This window comes from Myxococcales bacterium, assembly GCA_016706225.1.
In the GTDB taxonomy this organism is placed as follows: Bacteria; Myxococcota_A; Polyangia; order Polyangiales; family Polyangiaceae; genus JADJKB01.
In genome coordinates this window covers 861,351-878,150 of sequence record JADJKB010000005.1, presented here as the reverse complement: position 1 = coordinate 878,150, position 16,800 = coordinate 861,351, and the positions used below count along the sequence as shown (strand labels likewise).

The following is a 16,800-nucleotide window of genomic DNA, read 5'->3' as shown; positions in this document are numbered from 1 at the left end:
CAAGCCAGCTCGGGTGTCGTGTACGCTCCTCTCCGATGACGAAGGTGTGGCACGACGACGACGAGTTCTGGGCGCTGGTCGAGCCGGCGCTGTTCGAAGCGAGGAATCTCGGGACCGAAAGCGACGTCGACGGTGTCTTGAGGCTCAGCGGCGCAGCCGTGGGCGCGGAGGTTCTCGACCTGGGTTGTGGGCCGGGGCGGGCCAGCCTCGAGCTCGCGCGCCGCGGTTACCGGGTCACCGGCGTGGATCGCACGCGCGTCTATCTGGACCGCGGCCGCGCGGCGTCCAAGCACGAGAACCTCGGCGTGGAGTGGGTCGAGGACGACATGCGACGCTTCGTGCGTCCCCTGGCCTTCGATCTGGTGACCAACCTGTTCACCACCTTCGGTTTTTTTGCGGACGAAGCCGAGGAGCGCGCGGTGGCGGCGAACATGGCGGCGTGCCTCAAGCCCGGGGGACGCGCCGTGCTCGAAATGGCCGGCAAGGAGATCATCGCTCGCATCTTCCAGCCGCGGACCTGGATGGCGGGCGGCGGCGTGGAGCTGCTCGAGGACCGCCGCATCCGCCCGGGTTTCGGCTGGGTAGACACCAAGTGGATCTTGCACCGCGAAGGGCGACGCCACGAGTACGAGCTGAGCCTGCGCCTGTACTCCGGGGTCGAGCTGACTCGCCTGCTGCTCGGGTCGGGATTCTCCCGCGTCGAGCTGTTCGGCTCCCTCGGCGGCGGCCCCTACGACAACGAGGCCAAGCGACTGGTCGCCGTGGCGTACAAGGGCGACGGGCCTGATCCCGGTGTCCCGGCCCCGTGAACCCGGGTTGTGTTCGTGATCGTTCGCGCCCTCGGCGATGCCGTGGATCCCACGAGCCCTGCGGCGTGCGCGGGACCTCAGCCTGCGGTCCGCGGAGGATTCGATCACTGGCACGTGGCGTGCTCTGTGAGCCTGCCATGCCGAGGCGTGGGCGAGCGATGAAATCGATCCTCTTTGGCGTCGTTGCCTTCGCGAACGTCGCCATCCTGACCAGCCGCGCAAATGCGGACGACTCGGGCATCGAGCTGTTGGTTGGCGCGGACGTGAGTTATCGCGGGACCACTTCGGTGGATCTCGCCAAGGTCGCAGGTGCAAGCGGCTACGGCACGGCGAACGATCAGAGCCCGGGCGCCCTCAGCTTCGAGGTCAGCGGAGGGATCTTGTTCGCGCCGCCCATCGAGCTGCGAGCGAACGCCTGGATCGGTGTCGGCGGGCTCGCGCTCGCGCAGGTCGAACGTCGTTACTTCGGTGCGGAGCCAGAGCAGATCGGCTCTTCACTCAGCGTGGGCGTGGGGGGTAGCGGCCGCTACGCACCGCTGCTCCTCCCCAACCTGCGGTTCCTGGTCGGACCAGCGGTGGACGTCAAACGCATGGCCGCGTCCTCACCGGCAGGCGCTGCGCGTCTCGATCTGGTCGGCGTCGGGCTCGATGTTGGCCTCCGCTGGCAGACCTCGACCCTCGGACAAAAGACCCACGGTCACCTCGAGGTGATGGCCCTCGCTCGGCGCGACATTCCGACGGCGGTCTGGGTCGGCGCGAGCCAAGACGACGTGTACTTCCGCGGGGTGGGCGGGTCGAGCCCCGCGATCTACAGCTTTGGTTTGAGCGTGGGTTACGTCTTTTCGTTCGAATCCACACTTTGACGGCCCGGCACGGGAAGATCCCCGCATCCGGGCACGTAGGTCGGGTGCCATGGAAATGCCCGATTCCACCCCCGAACCCGTGCGCCGCACGGTTCGAGGAACGATCGTCGGCATGCCCGCCGTGGTGCGCGCACCGGTGCGCCTCGGCCAGCTGTCGTCCGCCACGCTGCGCAGCGTGTACTCCCGTGAAGAGGGTCCGTGCTCCGATGCATTCCACCCAGAGCGCTGGAGCACGCCGCCCGCTGCGGGTTTGTCCCCCATCATTCCTTGCGACGAGCCCGAGGAAGACGACCAGGTCCAGGTTCGCGCACGGAGCACGACCCCGGGCGCTTCCGCTCCGGAGCGGCCCCCTGTGGAGCTGGAGCTGCAAGCGACCGGCCCCACCGACCGAGCGGCCGAATTGCCCGAACCGCCGACCCTGCGCTGGCAACCGCCAGCGGCCGCGTCGCCTCAGCAGGGGTATGCGCCCGAGCCCGTCGCCTCAGCTCCGGCAGAAGATCCCATTCTGCTGCCGTTCCGCTCGCGCGAGCCCGACGCAAACCGACCGCTGCTCCTGCTCGCGGGCGCCGTCAGCGCCGGGGTGCTGCTGACGCTCGTGACGGCGCTCTGCATCTGGACGTGAGCACCGCCCCCGCGCTCGCGGTCAGATCGGTGGCAGATCGCCGCACGCCGCGTTGAGGCATGCCTTCAAACAAACACAGCTCCCGCTGTCCGCCGCACAGCCCGCCAGCGCGTTGCCGAAGCCGAAGCCGGTCTTGCCCGCATCGCACTCGGACTGACAAGCCGCGTCGTCGCAGAAATCGAAGGGGCTGATCACACAACCCGCGGCGCAGAGCTGCTTGTAGCCGGCGCAGGTCTTCTGACAGTCGATGCTGGTTGGCGGAAACGAGACGTGGTTTCCGCCCCCCGCACAGCTCCCCATGCCGTTCGGAGGCACGACCGGGGTCGTGCACGTTTCTCCAGCGGCGCCACCCGTTCCGGCGCCGCCTCCCGTCCCGCCGCCTGCTCCCCCGCTCCCCCCGGTTGCCGGGGAGCCGCCGCTCCCGCCGTCGTCGGAGTCCGAACCACAGGCCACGAACAGCGTCAGCAACACCGGAACGAAGAGTGGGGAGCGCACGCCAGGAACCTCGCTGGCCTGCGCTCTACCAGCTCGGTGACCCGGCGCCACGCTCCCCGTCATCGATGCGCCGCACGCAACGATTGATTCCAGTCATTCTAATGGCGCAAACGTCGCGGCGGCCTCATTCTCTGGACCTGGGCTCGCGGACGAGCCAAAGGAGGCGCGATGTTCGGCAAGTGGAGTGTTGTCGGTCTGGTGGGACTACTGGCGGCCTGCGGTGGCAAGGCCAGCGCGGATGATGGCGGTTCGACCGGCGGCCAAGCCGGCGCGGCGGCGGGCGGGCAGGCTGGCGTTGGGGGGTCGGCTTTCGGTGGCCAGGCCGGCGCCGGCGCCAGCGCGGGAGCGGCCGGCGGTGGAGCCGGTGGCATGGGCGGGACCGCGAACACGGGCGGCTCCGCCGGAGCCGAGTGCGTCGTCAAGGGGGATGGCTGGGGCGACAACGTCAACCCGACCTGTTCGGATCTGTCGGTGCTCGGCGTGAGCGAACCGGTGGTCACCGGCGGCGGGGCGAACGGCAGCGTCTCCGCCGGCGATAGCTTCAACCTGGCGGTGGTCTTGAGCGAGGTCGCGGGCGAGGGTTTCTCGGTCTACCCCGGCGTGAAGTTCGAGAGCGACAACGTCGGCGTCACCATCAAGGAGAACGACTGGTATTACGCCATCGCCGCCTGCGCGAGCTACGACGCGAGCGCAACCGGCAAGGTCGACCCGAGCGTCGCGCCCGGGACCGTGGTCACGCTCACTGCGCGGGTGGCCATGCTGAACAACGATTGTCCCAGCGCGCCGTCGCTGAAGGTCAAGCTGACGATCAACTGACGCTCGCGGCCGAACCGCACGCCCCGCGCGGCAAGCCAACTCAGCCGTGGAAGCCGGCGGTGGCGAACTCGACGATCTGATCGATGATCCTGCGTCCCTCGCGGACGAACAGATCATTGTGGTGAGCCCCTTGGACGCGGTTCAAGGTCGCCGTGGGGAACGCGCCGGTCAGGCGCTCGCCCATCGAGAATGGAATGACCTCGTCCTCGCTGCCGTGGATGACCAACACGGGGAGCGATAGGCCGGGCGCCTTGGCGAGGTTGTCGAACTTGTCCCGCACGAGCCAGCGCGTCGGCAACAGGGGCAACGTCGCCGAAGCAACGTCAGCGACGCTGGTAAAAGGCGAGATCAACACCAGCCGTGCGCCGTGCCCCCGCTTTGCCATTTCGACAGCTACCCCGCTGCCGAGGGACTGCCCCTCGAGCACCACCTCCGGGCTCGGGACCCCGAGACCGTTGTGCAGATGCCAGAGGGCGGCCTCCGCGTCCGCGTAGATGGCGTCTTCGGAGGGTTCGTACTCCTTGGCCAACCCATACCCGGGGTACTCGACCGCAAAGAACCCGAGACCGGCCCGACGAAACGACCACGCCAGCGGGACGAGCCCGGCGAGCTCCTCGCCGTTGCCATGGAAGTGCACGACCGTCACGCCGGGCTTTTTCGTGGGCGGGACGTAGAACGCGTAGACGGTCCGCCCGCTGGGTGCCGTCACGCGGGTCATGGTCGCGCCGTCCATGCGCGGTTCCTCGGCCTGCTTGGGGGCGGGAAACAACATGCGCCGCTGTCCGAGGTAGGCGAGCAGCGTGATCGCGCCGTACACACCCAGCACCACGCCCACACCACCCAGCACTCGCTTCACCGCCCTCAAGAGGATTTCATCGTAGAGGGCCAGGGTCTCTCCGGCAACCTCGCCGCGATCGACGAGCCGACGTGATGCCAGTTCGACTTGACGCCCCCTCCCCACCCCACCTTACTCCCGCGCATGGCGCTCCGAGAGCTAGACACCGCAACAACGACCACGATCCTGAACTCTTTGCTCGAACACGAGCTGGCAGGGGTCGTGCGGTACACCCACTACGCCCTGATGGTCACCGGGCCGAACCGCATCCCCATCGTCGCGTTCATGACCGCGCAAGCTCAAGAATCACTCTTGCACGCCCAGCAGGTCGGTGAGCTCTTGACCGGGCTCGAGGGGCATCCCTCACTGCGCATCGCGCCCATGGAAGAGACCCATCAGCACTCGACCCGGGCGCTCTTGCAGGAGAGCCTGAACCACGAGCTGGACGCGGTGAAGCTGTACAAAGACCTGCTCGGGACGGTGGAGAACGCCAGCATCTACCTCGAAGAATTCGCGCGCACGATGATCGGCAACGAGGAGCGCCACCAGATCGAGCTCAAGAAGATGCTGCGCGACTACGGCTGAGGGCGAGCTCACTTCTTCTTGTACGGATTGGCGGCGAAGGGCGAGGCGCCCGTCGAGGGCGGCGGCGCAACCGGTTGGCTGCCTCCCTGTACCGAGCGCCTGGGGAACTCGAGCGACAGCACGTCGCCGCTCGCCGGGACCTTGGTGCTGATGCGGCGGCCGTCCGCGGCCACGGCCTCGACGCTGGAGCCAACCGCCGGCCGCTCGTCGAGCTCGACCGTGGTCTGACCGGGTCGGACTTGAAGCGTCTCTCCCGCGATCTTGAGCGTCGCGATCGCGGCGTTGGCGCGCAGCATGAGCTTCGGCGCCGGCGGCGCGACGGAGACGACCGGCGGCGCGGTGGGTGCCTCGGTCGGCGCTTCCGTGGGCGGCGGCGCTGTCTGGGGCTGCGAAACGGCCAGCACGGGCTGGACCCGGACGGGCTCACTCGGCGAACGCCGGACTGACACCAGGATGATCAGCATCAGCATGGCGCTGATGAGCAGACCGCTTACCACGCCGATGACGGCGGCGCGGTTGCGTCGATCGGCAAGCAACGCAGCGACGCGCTTCTCGACGGATGCCGTGATCGAGGTGGTACCCAGCGGCGCCACCGCCTCGCTGTCTTGCTCTTTCCAAGCGTAGGTTGCGCCGGTCGTGTCCTCGCGCGGGTGCTGGGGAACCTGCTCCGTTTCGGTCACCGCCGTCGCGGCACGGAATGCGCCCGACGGTGCGTCCAGGCCGGTCGAGGGGGACACCACGTTCTCGCGCATCGCCTCGCCAAGCTCTCCCAGCTGGCCGCGCAGGCGCCTGATCTCCTCGATCTTCTTCTCGCGCTCGAGCAGCTTCGGACCGATGATCTGGCGCACGAACTCGGCGACTTCGGCGGTGTCGGCGACGGGAAAGGCGCCCAGCAGGCGGCGGCGCAGGGCGTCTGCACTCGGGCAACGCTGGCCGAGGTCGCGAGTGATCGCCCACGAGAGCGCGTCGTCCAGCTCCTGGGGCAAATCAGGTCGAACGCTGCGCAAGCGCGGCGGCTCTTCGTTGACGATCTTGAGCAGCGCGCCGATTTCATCCTCGGTGTCGTAGAGCCGCTCACCGACCAGCGCTTCCCATGCAACCACGCCCGCGGCCCACACGTCGCAGCGCTGGTCGACCTTCGTGCCGCGCGCCTGCTCGGGAGCCATGTAGGCGATCTTGCCCTTGATCTTGCCGGTACGAGTATGGCCCGCGGTGTACGCGACCTTTGCGATGCCAAAGTCGGTGAGCCGACTGACACCATCGGTGCCCACCAGGATGTTCTGGGGTGAGAAGTCTCGGTGCACGACGCCGAGGCTCTGTCCGCTCGAGTCCTTGAGCTCGTGGGCTGCGTGCAAGCCAGCGAGCGCTTCGACGACGATGCGCAACGCAATCGGCTCGGGGATGGGCACGCCCGCTCGTTTGGCTGCGCGCCGCAGCGCCGAGAGGTTGTCCCCCTCGATGTACTCCATGACCAGGAAGAGGCCGTTCGGATCCTCACCGACGTCGATCACCGGCACCACGTTGGGGTGGCGGATCTTGGCGACCAGCTTGGCCTCCTTGAGCAAGTCGGCAGCGAGCTGGGCATCCGCCTCCGCCGTGCCGTGGATCATCTTCACGGCGACGTAGCGCTGGAAGCCGCCGGACCGCGCGGCCACGCCCAGGTAAACGGTGGCCATGCCGCCCGCACCAATCGGCGCGAGCAGCTCGTACCACCCCACGCGCTCCGGGAAGGGCGCCGAGATCCTGGACACCGCGAAAACTATATCACCGCCTCCGGGAGCGTCGCGTTGACCTCGAAACTCGGCCAGTTAGACTGTCCGCTGGAGTCACGGACGGCATTGGACCACCCAAGAACCGCGTGGGCTGGACTGCTCGCGGCAGCAGCGCTGCCAGCATGTTTGGGGATTTCCGAGGTCGATACCCCCGGGAGCGGAGGGGCTGGAGGCACGGCGGGGACCGTAATCGCCAGCGGCGGCTCGTTTCCCAGCTCCGGCGGCAGCGGGGGCAGCGGCATCGACGGCTCGGCCGGCGCGGGCGGAACGCTGGGCGGCGGAGGGGTTCCGTCGGGCGGGGGCACCGCCTCCGGCGGCGCGGGCGCATCCGGAGGCAGCGGCGGTGGCGGAGGGTCCGGGGGCACTGGCACCAGCAAGCTGACGCTCTTGCCGGGGTCCGGCCTCACCGGCGATGGGTTCCTCGCGCAGCCGGGTCTCTGCAACAAGACGGTCTTCGATTCGTACAGCCAACCCAACTACAAGGCGATCCATGTCGGGCGCGACGTGCCCTGTGGCAGCGTCGCGACGTATCGCGCTTTCATTCGCTTCGATCTCTCCAAGTTGAGCAGCGCGGTGCTCAGCGCGAAGTTGCGGCTCCACTACTCGTCGACCACGAACCCGACGGCGGCCGTCTCGCTGCTCGGCATCGCTGACTTCGGTCAACTCTCGTCGCAGGTCTGGAGTGCGGCCAAGGGAACGGACTACGGCACGCTGCTCACACCAACGAGCCCGCTGGGATGGCTCGAGACCAGCGTCGTCGACCAGGTGAACAGCGCAATCTCCAGCGGAGGCGGCGTGGCGTTCGAGCTCAGGTACCAGAACGAAGGCGAAGACCCCGGGGGGAAGTCTCGCTGGTACGGCTTGGTTGCAGCCGACAATGGCTCACTCGGCCCCGAGCTCGTCGTCACTTACTGAGCTGCGTACGAAGATGTGCTCCAATACCTAGCCAGGAGGTTCCGGACATGCGCCGTATCGCAGTCTTGACATCGGGGGGCGACGCGCCGGGGATGAACGCGGCCCTTCGCACCATCGCCAAGGTTGCCGCCGTCCGCGGCATCGAGGTGGTCGGATTCGAGGACGGCTACGACGGGCTGATCGACGGTCGGGCCCGTGCACTGACCCGCGCCGGGGCCGACGGCCTGGCCACCTCGCTCGAGCTCGGGCTCGCAGGAAATCTCGGGGGAACCTGGCTCGGCAGCTCGCGCTCCATGCGCTTCATGACCCCCGAGGGACGCGCGGAAGCCGCCAAGCGTCTCGACGGATTCTCAGGTCTCGTTGTCATCGGTGGCAACGGCTCGCTGACCGGCGCGCACAAACTCGCCGAAGAGACCGGCGTGCGAGTGATGGGGGTGCCGGCCTCCATCGACAACGACGTCGGGTGCACTTCGACTGCCATCGGCGTCGACAGCGCACTGAACGTCATCGTCGAGGCGTGTGATCGCATCAGCGATACAGCGCGCTCCCACCGCCGGGCGTTCATCGTCGAGGTGATGGGGCGCCACTCTGGTTATCTGGCCATGGCGTCGGCAGTCGCCGTTGGCGCCGACGGCATCTTGTTCCGCGAACAAGGGCGCAGTGAGGCCGAGCTGGTCAAGTCGGTGGCGGACGTGCTCCGGCGAAGCTTCAGCCGAAAGGGTGACAAACGTCGGGTGCTGATCATGAAGGCCGAGGGCGTCGAAATCCCCTGCACGCGGCTGGTGCGACTGGTCGAAGCCGAGCTCCAGACCGATCTTCCCGAGGTCGAAGTGCGCGCGACAGTGCTCGGTCACCTGGTTCGTGGCGGCAACCCGAGCTACCAGGATCGCATGGTCGCTGGCAGACTCGGCCTCGCCGCGCTCGAAGCCTTGCTCGCTGGAGAGACGGATCAAATGGTGGCCTGGCTCCCGCAGCAGGTGGTGGGCGGTGTGCAGACCTCGGATCCCGCGGTGCAACGCTTCACGCTGCCGCGGATGCTGGAGGAGACACGCGCGATGTTGGATGGCACGAGCGAGGTCACCCGCTGGCGCGTAGCGATGATCGAACAGCTCGAAGGTGCCCTGGGCCTTTGAGCCCGCATGCTCCAGACTGGGAGCGAAGATGTTGCCGCCGCTCCGACCGGGCACGAACTTCGACTGCTACCGGCTGAAACAACGCCTGGCGTACGGCAGCATGGCCGAGGTTCACCTCGCCGAGCGCAGGGACGCCGACGCGGCGGACGCGCCGGTGGCTGTGAAGATCCTGCTCCCGCACCTGTGTGAGGACGCCGCCCTCCGGGCGATGTTCGCCGAAGAGGCCCGCGTCGCCCGAGCGCTCAGCCACGAGAATCTGCTCTCGGCACACGACTCGGGGGAGGCCTCGAGCCGACCGTTCTTGGTGATGGAGTACCTGAGCGGAGCGACCTTGCACGAAATCCGTGAAGGGCTCGCGCCGTCGCGTTCGCCGCCCGCGCTCGATGTCGTGCTGGCCCTCGGAGAGCAGATCTGCCGCGGGCTCCACGCTTTGCACGAGCTTGTGCGGGACGGCACGCCGCTCGGCCTCGTGCACCACGACGTGAGCCCCGAGAACATTCTCGTCACCGACGCCGGTGGGGTGAAGGTCTTCGACTTCGGGCTGACCACGGCGGGCGGCCCGGGCGGCGAAGGAGCCCTGCGCGGGCGGGCGGCCTATGCGTCGCCCGAGAAGGTCTCCGGAAGGGCGGTCGATCGTCGCGCCGACGTGTTCGCGGTGGGCGTGCTGTTGTTCGAGCTCGCGACGGGGCGGCGACTGTTCAAGCGCGCGACCGAACCCGAGACCCTGCTGGCGGTGATGGATGCGGAAATCCCGCCGCCGAGTCAGCTCCATCCCGACCTGCCACCGGCGTTCGATCGGGTGCTCGCCGGAGCGCTCGCGCGCGACCGGGGTGAGCGCACGCAGACCGCGGCGGCCCTCGGCGATGCGCTCGCCGAGGTCGCGACGGGCCCCGCGGATCTGGCCGCCTTCGTTCGAGAATTCACCCGGGATTTAGGCTGAAAACGCCGGGCAATGTGGCCCCGAACCGGGCGACTTGGCGGCACCGGTTCCAGGCACGACGACGCATCGATCAACCCGCGCATATAATCTGCGCCGTGGAGGAGACGGAGGCGAAGAAGCGCATCGGGGTCGTGCTGTCGGGCAAGTGGCGTGTGGACGCCCTGCTCGGGATCGGCGGCATGGCGTGGGTCTACTCCGCGACTCACCGCAACCAGAGCCGCGGCCGAGCTGACTAGGGCAATACCAAGAGCTCCGTCGCGGCCAAACCGACGCGCGCTGTTCGGGGCATGCGCTGACCGTATCGCTTCGAGCGCACAGCTCTGCGCCGCGGGCCAACTTAATGTCTTGAAACCACCCACAGTGTGGGATAATGTGCGCCTGTCACCAGCCAAGGAGCCTCAATGCGAAAGCTTTACGCGGCCTTAGCGGCATCGGTCCTCACTGCTGCCTGTTCCGTCGAGAGCGTGCCGGATGCGGAGGGGCCCCCGCCGGACGCCGAGAACGCGGGCATCGCCGCTCCGGGCAAGGCCGACTCGACGCTCAGCCAGTGTCAGGTCGACGCGGCGCTGCTCTTCGCCAATGACCCAGGCGCCGATCTGACAACGTTGCGCGCGTCCGGAGTGCACTCGCTCGCGGCCAAGCACATCGTGCAGGTGCGCAACGGCGCGGATGGCGCGCCTTCGACCGAAGACGATGTCGTGTTCGCTTCGCTCGCGGAGCTGGACGCCGTGCCGTACGTCGGCCCAGTCGCCCTCACGAAGCTCGCGTCCAAGGGCCAGGCCCATTGCCCGAGTGGCGACTATCCCGTCGCTGAAGTCATCTTCTCACCGCAGCCCACGCGCGAGACGAGCCACCTGGCCCGGGCAGTGCAGCTCATCGACGCCGCGAAGACGTCGATCGACATCGCGATGTACAGCTTCAGCGACGCGGCCATCCTGGACGCGCTCGGGCGCGCCCGCGGCCGCGGCGTCCTGGTGCGCTTCCTCTTCGAGCCTGCGCGCGGCGAGGCCAAATCGCCAGCTGGGAGCAAGTCTGCTCAGATCGAAGGCAAGGACATCGATGTCCGCTTCATCAACAAGATCATGCACCACAAGTTCATGATCGTGGACGGCCCACGCACGAGCGCGTTTTCCGCGCTCGACGCGACGCTGATGACGGGCAGCGGAAACTGGTCGAGCTCGGCGGCGACTCGCTACGACGAGAACACGGTCGTGCTCCGCGGCGCGCCGGAGCTCAACTTGGGTTTCCAGCGCGAGTTCAACCTGCTCTGGGAGAACTCGCGAGACTTCGTGAGCGGAACCGCGCGCGAGCCTGAACAGAGCCTGCCCATCTCGGGTTGGATGCAGGTCGACGCGGCGGCCACCGCGGCGGCGTTCACCAGCGACAATTTCAAGCTTTTCAGCTCGGCGCTCGGCCCCGGATTCAGCGTGCTGCCCGAGAAAAACACCGTGGCTGACGTGCTGGTAGGTCTGATCGGCGAGGCCAAGCAGTCCATCTGGATCGCCTCTGGACACCTGCGCTCGCGCCCGGTGACGGAGGCGCTCCTGGCCAAGGTCGCCGAGGACCCAAACCTCGATGTCCGGGTCTACGTCGACGGACAAGAGTACGTTTCGGCCTCGACCAGCGGGATTGAAAAGCTCGGCTTGGGGACCTGCCTCACCGCCGCTGGCGAGAACGAGACCAAGCGGCAATCCTGTTACGACAAGGACTTCCACTGGTCGTACCCGGTGTCGCAGGCGGGAGTACCGCTGCGCTTCAAGCAGTACGCCTATCGCTGGCATCACAGCTACGCGCCGCAGATGCACCACAAGTACATGATCGTCGATGGCACCGTGCTGGCCTCCGGGAGTTACAACCTCTCCGACAATGCCGAGCACGCGACGATGGAGAACATGGTCGTCTATCGCGGCGGCGCCTTCACCGGACTCGTCTCAGCCTTCGCCGCCAACTTCGAGAATATCTGGGATACCGGGGTGGCCAGCGGCAGCTACGAGAACTTGCTCGACGAGGTGAAGAACGGCACCGGTCCGGTTCCGCTGGTCTACGAGTCGATGGCGCTCGACCACGGCCAGGTCACGGCGCTGAAGGCGGCCATTCGCGACGCCTGCCCCGAGGTCGATTCCCAAGACTACCGCGAGCACCCCGAGAAACACCTGAGCTGCCCGCGTTGACGGGAGGCGCGCACCCCCACCCGTCATCTCGACTTCTCCCTCGACGCCGAGGTGCGGGACCCGGGCCGCGAGTTTTTAGTTGACACTCCGTCAGCTAACCGTTAATTGACACTCCGTCAGCTAATGGCGCGCCCCGCAGAACCCGAAAAGCGCCAAGAAATGGCTCGAGACGCCGTGGCGGTGCTCGCCCGGCTCGGCCTCGGCACGCCCATGTCCCGCCTGGCGGACGAGCTCGGGGTGAAGCGCCCAACGCTGCACTACCACTTCCCGAGCCGTGCCCACATCGTCGAGGCCGCCCTCGAAGAGCTGCTCACCGAGCAGGCGCTGTTCGTGATGGAGCGAGTCAACCAGCACGAACACCCCATCGACCGACTGTTTGCTCAGCTCTCTGCAGTGCACGCGTTTCATCACGGTCGCGAGGGGCGGATCGCGTTCCTGAGTCAAGCCATCGCCGCCAGCGGCGAGCGTGTGACCGAGATCATCGACGTCGGCAATCGGGTGTTCGAGGCGCAACGCCAAGCCGCCGTCGAGCTGCTCGAGCAAGGCATGGCGGACGGCACCGTCGAGGCCTGCGATGCGCAGGCACTCATCAGCGTGATTCGCGCGCTGACGGACGGCCTGGTGGCGCAACGCGTGATGACCGACCTGGATCTCACTCCAGTACACGAATTCATTTGGACTCACTTGCTGAGCCCCCTCAAGCGAACGCGAAAGAAGAAATCATGACCACCTCATTTCCAGAAGCAGGCAAGGGTCGCGATGAAGTGCTGGCCGCCATCACCCAGGCTCGCGCACAGGATCTAAAGAGCGACGGCCGCGCGTTCGCGTTTGTGTATGACCCGGGCGAAGAGGCTCGGGAGCTCGCTCGCGACGCCTACGCCGCGTGTATGCCCATCAACGGGCTCGATCCCACGGTGTACCCGTCGGCCCGCACGCTGGAGAACGCAGTGGTCAAGGCCTGCCTGGAGCTGATGCACGCTCCCGAGGGCGCCGCGGGCACCGCCACCGCCGGCGGCACCGAGAGTGTGATGCTCGCCGTGAAGACTGCCCGGGATTTTGCCCGAAAGAACCGACCCGAGGTGACGCGGCCGAAGATGCTGCTGCCGGTCACGGCTCACGCCTGTTTCCACAAGGCGGCGCACTACCTGGGAGTCGAGGTCGTCAGCGTCGACGTGGATCCGGTGACCTTCCGGGCCGACGTGGAGGACGCCGCGCGGAAGATGACCGCCGACGTGATCTTGGTCGTCGGCTCGGCGCCGAGCTACGCCCACGGTGTCATCGACGACATCCGCGCTCTGGCAGCCCTCGCTTCGAAACACGGCGTCCTGATGCACGTGGACGCCTGCGTGGGCGGGTGTGTGCTGCCGTTCCTGCGCGAGACGGGCGTCGCCGGTCCGGACTTCGACTTCTCCGTCGAGGGTGTGACCAGCATCTCGATGGATCTCCACAAGTACGGCTTCGCGCCGAAGGGCATCAGCATCTTGTTGCAACGACGCCGCGAGCTGCGCGACGCGCAGTACTACACGTGCGCGACCTGGACCGGCTACTCGATCATCAACTCGACCACCCTCGGTAGCAAGAGTGTGGCCGCCCTGGGCGCGGCCCACGCGCTGATTGAGCACCTGGGCCGGCAGGGGTACCGCGAGCGCGTCACGCGCATGTGGGACGCGACCAAGAAACTCGTGGCGCTGGTAGACGCGACGCCGGGCATCGAGATGGTCGGGCGCCCGGATATGAACCTGTTCGCTTTCAGGACCACCGAGGGGGATCTCTTCACGCTGGCGGATCGTCTGACCGCGAAGGGCTGGCACGTACAGCCGACCTATGAGTTCGGCCCCTCACCCGCGCACATCCACCTGACGCTGGATCCCGAGAATGCCCGTCGCGCTGCGGATCTCGGCCGAGACATCGGCGAATGTTGCAAGGATCTGCCCCCCACCGCGGAGCCACCCGAGGGCGTGGTGCAGTTTCTGAGCGGCCTGGCGAACGGCGCAGACGGTGTCGATACCCGCGCCATCGTCGAGGAGATGGGGCTGGGCGGCGGCACCCTTCCCAGCGAGTCCGCCCCACTGCACCGCATCATGAACCGAATGGCCCCCGACGCCCGAGAGAAGCTCCTGGTGTTGTTCTTCGCGGAGCTGTTCTCGTGATCGGCCGGGTGGCGCACTTCGCGCGGCAGATGGGCAAGCTGCGAAGCGGGAGTCGAAGCTCTCGCCCGCTGAGAATCGCCTACGGGCGCATCTTTCACGAAGCCTGCGCGGATTCTCCGCTCCTCACCACGCGGGACGATTTTCTGCGCTTGCACGCGCTCGAGGCCGAAGAGCTCGCCGCGGTCACCACGCTCAGCGGCTCGGAGCTCGTGGGGTACATGCCTCACGCGGAGCTGACCGGCTTCGTGCAAGCGGCGCGTGTGGCCGGCAACGTCGAGACCGTTCCTTTGGCCTCGTACTTGGCCGTACCGGGCGGCCCACTGACGGGAGAGTGTTTTGCATGGCTGCTCGACCGCTTGCTGACGCGACTCGCGGCGGCGGGTGAGGTCGATGGCGTGTACCTCGCGCTGCACGGCAGCATGGAGGTGCAGGGGCTGAGCGAAGCACCGGAAGAGGTGATCCTGCGGCGCGTGCGCGAGCACGTCGGCCCGGACGTGGCCATCGCGGTCAGCTACGATCTGCACGCGAACTTGAGCCGCGGTTTGCTGGAGCCCGCAGACATCATGATCGCGTATCGCTCGAACCCCCACTGGGATCTGGCGCCCACCGGCTTCCGAGCGGGCACTCGGCTCATCCGCACGCTGCGCGGCGAGCTCACGCCGACCCACGCCTGGCGAAAGCTGCCCCTGGTGCTCGGGGGCGGAAACACCATCGATTTTCTGGCGCCGATGCGCGCCGTGTTCCGCTTCATGAAGAAGCTGGAGCGACGCCCAGGCGTGGTCTCCGCGAGCCTGTTCATGGTGCATCCCTTCACGTCGGCGGAGAACCTCGGCTGGGCGGTGCACGTCTGCACGAACGGCGACGTCGGACTGGCGGAGCGTTTGGCGGACGAGCTCGCGGAGCGCGTCTGGGCCGAGAAGGACGTGGAGCTACCGCGCATGTTCAGCATCGACGAGGCGCTCGACGAGGTGGCCCGCTCGCGCTCCCGCCGGCTCGGGCCCGTCACGCTGGTGGACGTGGACGACATCGTCGGCGCGGGAGCACCGGGAGGCAACACCCGCTTCGTTCGAGCGTTGGTGGCCCGCGAGACTGGGCTCTCAGCTTTGATCCCCGTGCACGACCCGGCGCTGGTGGACACGCTGTGGGAGGCGCCGCTCGGCACGGAGCAGCGGGTCACCTTGCGCGGCACGCCGGGCTACGCTCAGCCGGAGGTCGAGCTGGTTGCCACCGTTGCGGCGCGGCACGTGGGAGAGTTCGGGCGTCGGGTTCGGCTCGACGTGGGCGCGCATCACCTCGCCGTTGGTGACCGTCCGCCGCTGCCCATCCACCCGAAGTTCTGGCGCGAGCTCGGCGTGAACCCGCGCAAAGCCGACCTGATGGTCACGAAGAACTTCTTCCACTACCGCATCTTCCATCTGACCACGTCGTTCGCGCACTTGCCGGTGCAGAGCGAGGGCGCGACGAACCTGCGGCGGCTGCGCGAGCGGAGCTACGCGGTGCCGACGCACCCGGCAACGAAGCTGTCGGACTGGCGCACGCACGAACCCGCGCTGCGCAACCTGTCGGCGCGGACGGCGGGCGCTCGACCGATTGCGGCGGTGACGGCTCGATCGAACGACTGACGAGGCGGGCCGCAGCAGTCCAGAGCACCCCGGGTGACAGCCTGTGTGATCCGATCGCCCGGGATCGCTGGCGCAGCCTGTGCCATTCGGGTTCAATTGCAGGTTCAGCGCCGGCACGAGCCTTGCTGACCTCGGCGTCACGATGACGACCTTGCACCTGATGCTGCGTTCGACCGGCGCCCTGATGTTAGCGCTCGGGGGTGGGGTGGGCTGCGGCGGCTCGCTGGACTCGGACGGCGGCGGAACCGGTGGGCAAGCGGGTGGCGGTGGCTCCAGCGGCGGCGGCGGCGGCGGCGGCGGAACTGGTGGGAGCGTTGCGGTCGGAGGTGGCGGCGCGAGCGGAAGCGGCGCGACGGGAGGAACTGGCGCAACCGGTGGCGCGCCATCGGACTGCCAGGCGCTGGCGGAGGCGATCTCGAACAAGGTCGATCCGGGGGTCGGCTCGTGCACCGCGGTCGTGCGCGTGGGTCATGTCGACAACACGATCAGCGGTTACAAGATCGTCTGCGGCAAGTACGCGCAGGTGGACGAAGCGACGGCCTTCAAACAAGCGACGCTCGACAGCGGCGTTGGCAACTCCTGTTTTGGCACGAGCTCGATCACGGGCGCGAAACCCGAGGACAATTTCGTGTTCTTCCAGCCGGCGAGCGCCGCGGCTTGCGCGTGTTGCGGCGACGGATGGGTGACTGCCGTCAGCGCCCGGGCTGGTGTGACCGCCCTCGGCGCGACCATCAATCTCGGCGCCAGCGGCGGTCTCGTTTACCCGGCGAGCTGGGACGCGCCGAGCGAGCTCGGGACCAACTGCGGTCTATCGGGGCTGACGCTCACAGCGCGAGGTTTCGATCTGACACCACTCGGCTCGCCGGGCACGCCACCGGCGGCGCTCAGCCAAGCGGCGCTCGAGAAGGTGATGGCAGTGGTCATGAACACGGCGCTGCCGGCGGGGCTGGGCAAGAAAGGCTACCTGTTCGATGCGGTGGTGCTGCTCTACAGCCCGCTCGCCGGAGCGCAGGACAAAGCCGAGTGGCTCGTGCTGCTCAACTCGGGGTGGCTGGAGTAGAGGCGACGGCCT

At 67.7% G+C, this 16,800-nt stretch carries 17 protein-coding genes; 14 read left to right on the top strand and 3 right to left on the bottom strand.

Going from position 1 to position 16,800, the window contains the following annotated elements; all coding sequences use genetic code 11:
* The first annotated feature begins 35 nt into the window (after positions 1 to 35).
* From IPI67_11575 to IPI67_11565, 3 genes are all read left to right on the top strand, one after another.
* On the top strand, positions 36 to 809 hold the full coding sequence (locus IPI67_11575) for a class I SAM-dependent methyltransferase (protein MBK7580835.1): 774 nt from the start codon (positions 36 to 38) through the stop codon (positions 807 to 809).
* Positions 810 to 967: 158 nt separating this feature from the next.
* On the top strand, positions 968 to 1,672 hold the full coding sequence (locus IPI67_11570; GenBank protein ID MBK7580834.1) for a hypothetical protein: 705 nt from the start codon (positions 968 to 970) through the stop codon (positions 1,670 to 1,672).
* 49 nt (positions 1,673 to 1,721) lie between these two features.
* Positions 1,722 to 2,294: a hypothetical protein gene (locus tag IPI67_11565; GenBank protein ID MBK7580833.1), complete on the top strand. Its 573-nt coding sequence runs from the start codon at positions 1,722 to 1,724 to the stop codon at positions 2,292 to 2,294.
* 21 nt (positions 2,295 to 2,315) lie between these two features.
* On the opposite strand, the gene IPI67_11560 is transcribed toward IPI67_11565, so the two are convergent.
* Positions 2,316 to 2,789 (bottom strand): hypothetical protein, encoded by a 474-nt coding sequence (locus IPI67_11560; GenBank protein ID MBK7580832.1) that lies wholly within the window; start codon positions 2,787 to 2,789, stop codon positions 2,316 to 2,318.
* A 168-nt stretch (positions 2,790 to 2,957) separates the two neighbouring features.
* On the opposite strand from IPI67_11560, the gene IPI67_11555 reads away from it, so the two are divergent.
* The gene (locus IPI67_11555; protein MBK7580831.1) at positions 2,958 to 3,605 is read left to right on the top strand and encodes a hypothetical protein; all 648 of its coding nucleotides are present in this window, start codon (positions 2,958 to 2,960) and stop codon (positions 3,603 to 3,605) included.
* Between the two features lie 40 nt (positions 3,606 to 3,645).
* Here IPI67_11555 and IPI67_11550 read toward each other — a convergent pair whose 3' ends face one another.
* Positions 3,646 to 4,461: an alpha/beta hydrolase gene (locus IPI67_11550; protein ID MBK7580830.1), complete on the bottom strand. Its 816-nt coding sequence runs from the start codon at positions 4,459 to 4,461 to the stop codon at positions 3,646 to 3,648.
* 123 nt (positions 4,462 to 4,584) lie between these two features.
* Between IPI67_11550 and IPI67_11545 the strand changes: the two genes are divergently transcribed.
* The gene (locus tag IPI67_11545) at positions 4,585 to 5,025 is read left to right on the top strand and encodes a bacterioferritin (protein MBK7580829.1); all 441 of its coding nucleotides are present in this window, start codon (positions 4,585 to 4,587) and stop codon (positions 5,023 to 5,025) included.
* Positions 5,026 to 5,033: 8 nt separating this feature from the next.
* Here the strand turns inward: IPI67_11545 and IPI67_11540 are convergent, their stop codons facing one another.
* Positions 5,034 to 6,776, bottom strand: coding sequence for a protein kinase (locus IPI67_11540; protein MBK7580828.1), 1,743 nt, complete (start codon positions 6,774 to 6,776; stop codon positions 5,034 to 5,036).
* A gap of 87 nt (positions 6,777 to 6,863) precedes the next feature.
* On the opposite strand from IPI67_11540, the gene IPI67_11535 reads away from it, so the two are divergent.
* The 9 genes from IPI67_11535 to IPI67_11495 all read left to right on the top strand — a co-directional run bounded on the left by IPI67_11535 (position 6,864) and on the right by IPI67_11495 (position 16,788).
* Complete coding sequence (locus IPI67_11535; protein ID MBK7580827.1) at positions 6,864 to 7,712, top strand: DNRLRE domain-containing protein; 849 nt, start codon at positions 6,864 to 6,866, stop codon at positions 7,710 to 7,712.
* A gap of 47 nt (positions 7,713 to 7,759) precedes the next feature.
* Positions 7,760 to 8,845 carry a 6-phosphofructokinase gene (locus IPI67_11530; protein ID MBK7580826.1) on the top strand — a complete coding sequence of 362 codons (1,086 nt, stop codon included), beginning with the start codon at positions 7,760 to 7,762 and terminating at the stop codon, positions 8,843 to 8,845.
* 28 nt (positions 8,846 to 8,873) lie between these two features.
* Positions 8,874 to 9,785 carry a serine/threonine protein kinase gene (locus tag IPI67_11525; protein MBK7580825.1) on the top strand — a complete coding sequence of 304 codons (912 nt, stop codon included), beginning with the start codon at positions 8,874 to 8,876 and terminating at the stop codon, positions 9,783 to 9,785.
* A 95-nt stretch (positions 9,786 to 9,880) separates the two neighbouring features.
* Positions 9,881 to 10,021: a hypothetical protein gene (locus tag IPI67_11520; GenBank protein ID MBK7580824.1), complete on the top strand. Its 141-nt coding sequence runs from the start codon at positions 9,881 to 9,883 to the stop codon at positions 10,019 to 10,021.
* 165 nt (positions 10,022 to 10,186) lie between these two features.
* Positions 10,187 to 11,956, top strand: a complete 1,770-nt coding sequence (locus tag IPI67_11515; GenBank protein MBK7580823.1) for a hypothetical protein — start codon at positions 10,187 to 10,189, stop codon at positions 11,954 to 11,956.
* Positions 11,957 to 12,115: 159 nt separating this feature from the next.
* Entirely contained in the window at positions 12,116 to 12,682 is a 567-nt protein-coding gene (locus IPI67_11510) for a helix-turn-helix transcriptional regulator (GenBank protein MBK7580822.1), read from the top strand.
* Positions 12,679 to 14,106 carry an aspartate aminotransferase family protein gene (locus IPI67_11505; GenBank protein MBK7580821.1) on the top strand — a complete coding sequence of 476 codons (1,428 nt, stop codon included), beginning with the start codon at positions 12,679 to 12,681 and terminating at the stop codon, positions 14,104 to 14,106. Before IPI67_11510 ends, IPI67_11505 begins: the two co-directional genes overlap by 4 nt.
* Positions 14,103 to 15,728, top strand: a complete 1,626-nt coding sequence (locus tag IPI67_11500; protein ID MBK7580820.1) for a M81 family metallopeptidase — start codon at positions 14,103 to 14,105, stop codon at positions 15,726 to 15,728. Before IPI67_11505 ends, IPI67_11500 begins: the two co-directional genes overlap by 4 nt.
* A gap of 142 nt (positions 15,729 to 15,870) precedes the next feature.
* A complete protein-coding gene (locus tag IPI67_11495; GenBank protein ID MBK7580819.1) occupies positions 15,871 to 16,788 on the top strand; it encodes a hypothetical protein in 918 nt (305 codons plus the stop codon).
* The last annotated feature ends 12 nt before the right edge of the window (positions 16,789 to 16,800 follow it).

What these genes read in the sequence shown, in the direction of transcription:
- IPI67_11505 (MBK7580821.1), top strand. Translation starts at nt 12,679, where the DNA reads ATGACCACCTCATTTCCAGAAGCAGGCAAGGGTCGCGATGAAGTGCTG.
- IPI67_11570 (MBK7580834.1), top strand. Translation starts at nt 968, where the DNA reads ATGAAATCGATCCTCTTTGGCGTCGTTGCCTTCGCGAACGTCGCCATC.
- IPI67_11530 (MBK7580826.1), top strand. Translation starts at nt 7,760, where the DNA reads ATGCGCCGTATCGCAGTCTTGACATCGGGGGGCGACGCGCCGGGGATG.
- IPI67_11545 (MBK7580829.1), top strand. Translation starts at nt 4,585, where the DNA reads ATGGCGCTCCGAGAGCTAGACACCGCAACAACGACCACGATCCTGAAC.
- IPI67_11515 (MBK7580823.1), top strand. Translation starts at nt 10,187, where the DNA reads ATGCGAAAGCTTTACGCGGCCTTAGCGGCATCGGTCCTCACTGCTGCC.
- IPI67_11495 (MBK7580819.1), top strand. Translation starts at nt 15,871, where the DNA reads ATGACGACCTTGCACCTGATGCTGCGTTCGACCGGCGCCCTGATGTTA.
- IPI67_11565 (MBK7580833.1), top strand. Translation starts at nt 1,722, where the DNA reads ATGGAAATGCCCGATTCCACCCCCGAACCCGTGCGCCGCACGGTTCGA.
- IPI67_11575 (MBK7580835.1), top strand. Translation starts at nt 36, where the DNA reads ATGACGAAGGTGTGGCACGACGACGACGAGTTCTGGGCGCTGGTCGAG.
- IPI67_11510 (MBK7580822.1), top strand. Translation starts at nt 12,116, where the DNA reads ATGGCTCGAGACGCCGTGGCGGTGCTCGCCCGGCTCGGCCTCGGCACG.
- IPI67_11525 (MBK7580825.1), top strand. Translation starts at nt 8,874, where the DNA reads ATGTTGCCGCCGCTCCGACCGGGCACGAACTTCGACTGCTACCGGCTG.
- IPI67_11555 (MBK7580831.1), top strand. Translation starts at nt 2,958, where the DNA reads ATGTTCGGCAAGTGGAGTGTTGTCGGTCTGGTGGGACTACTGGCGGCC.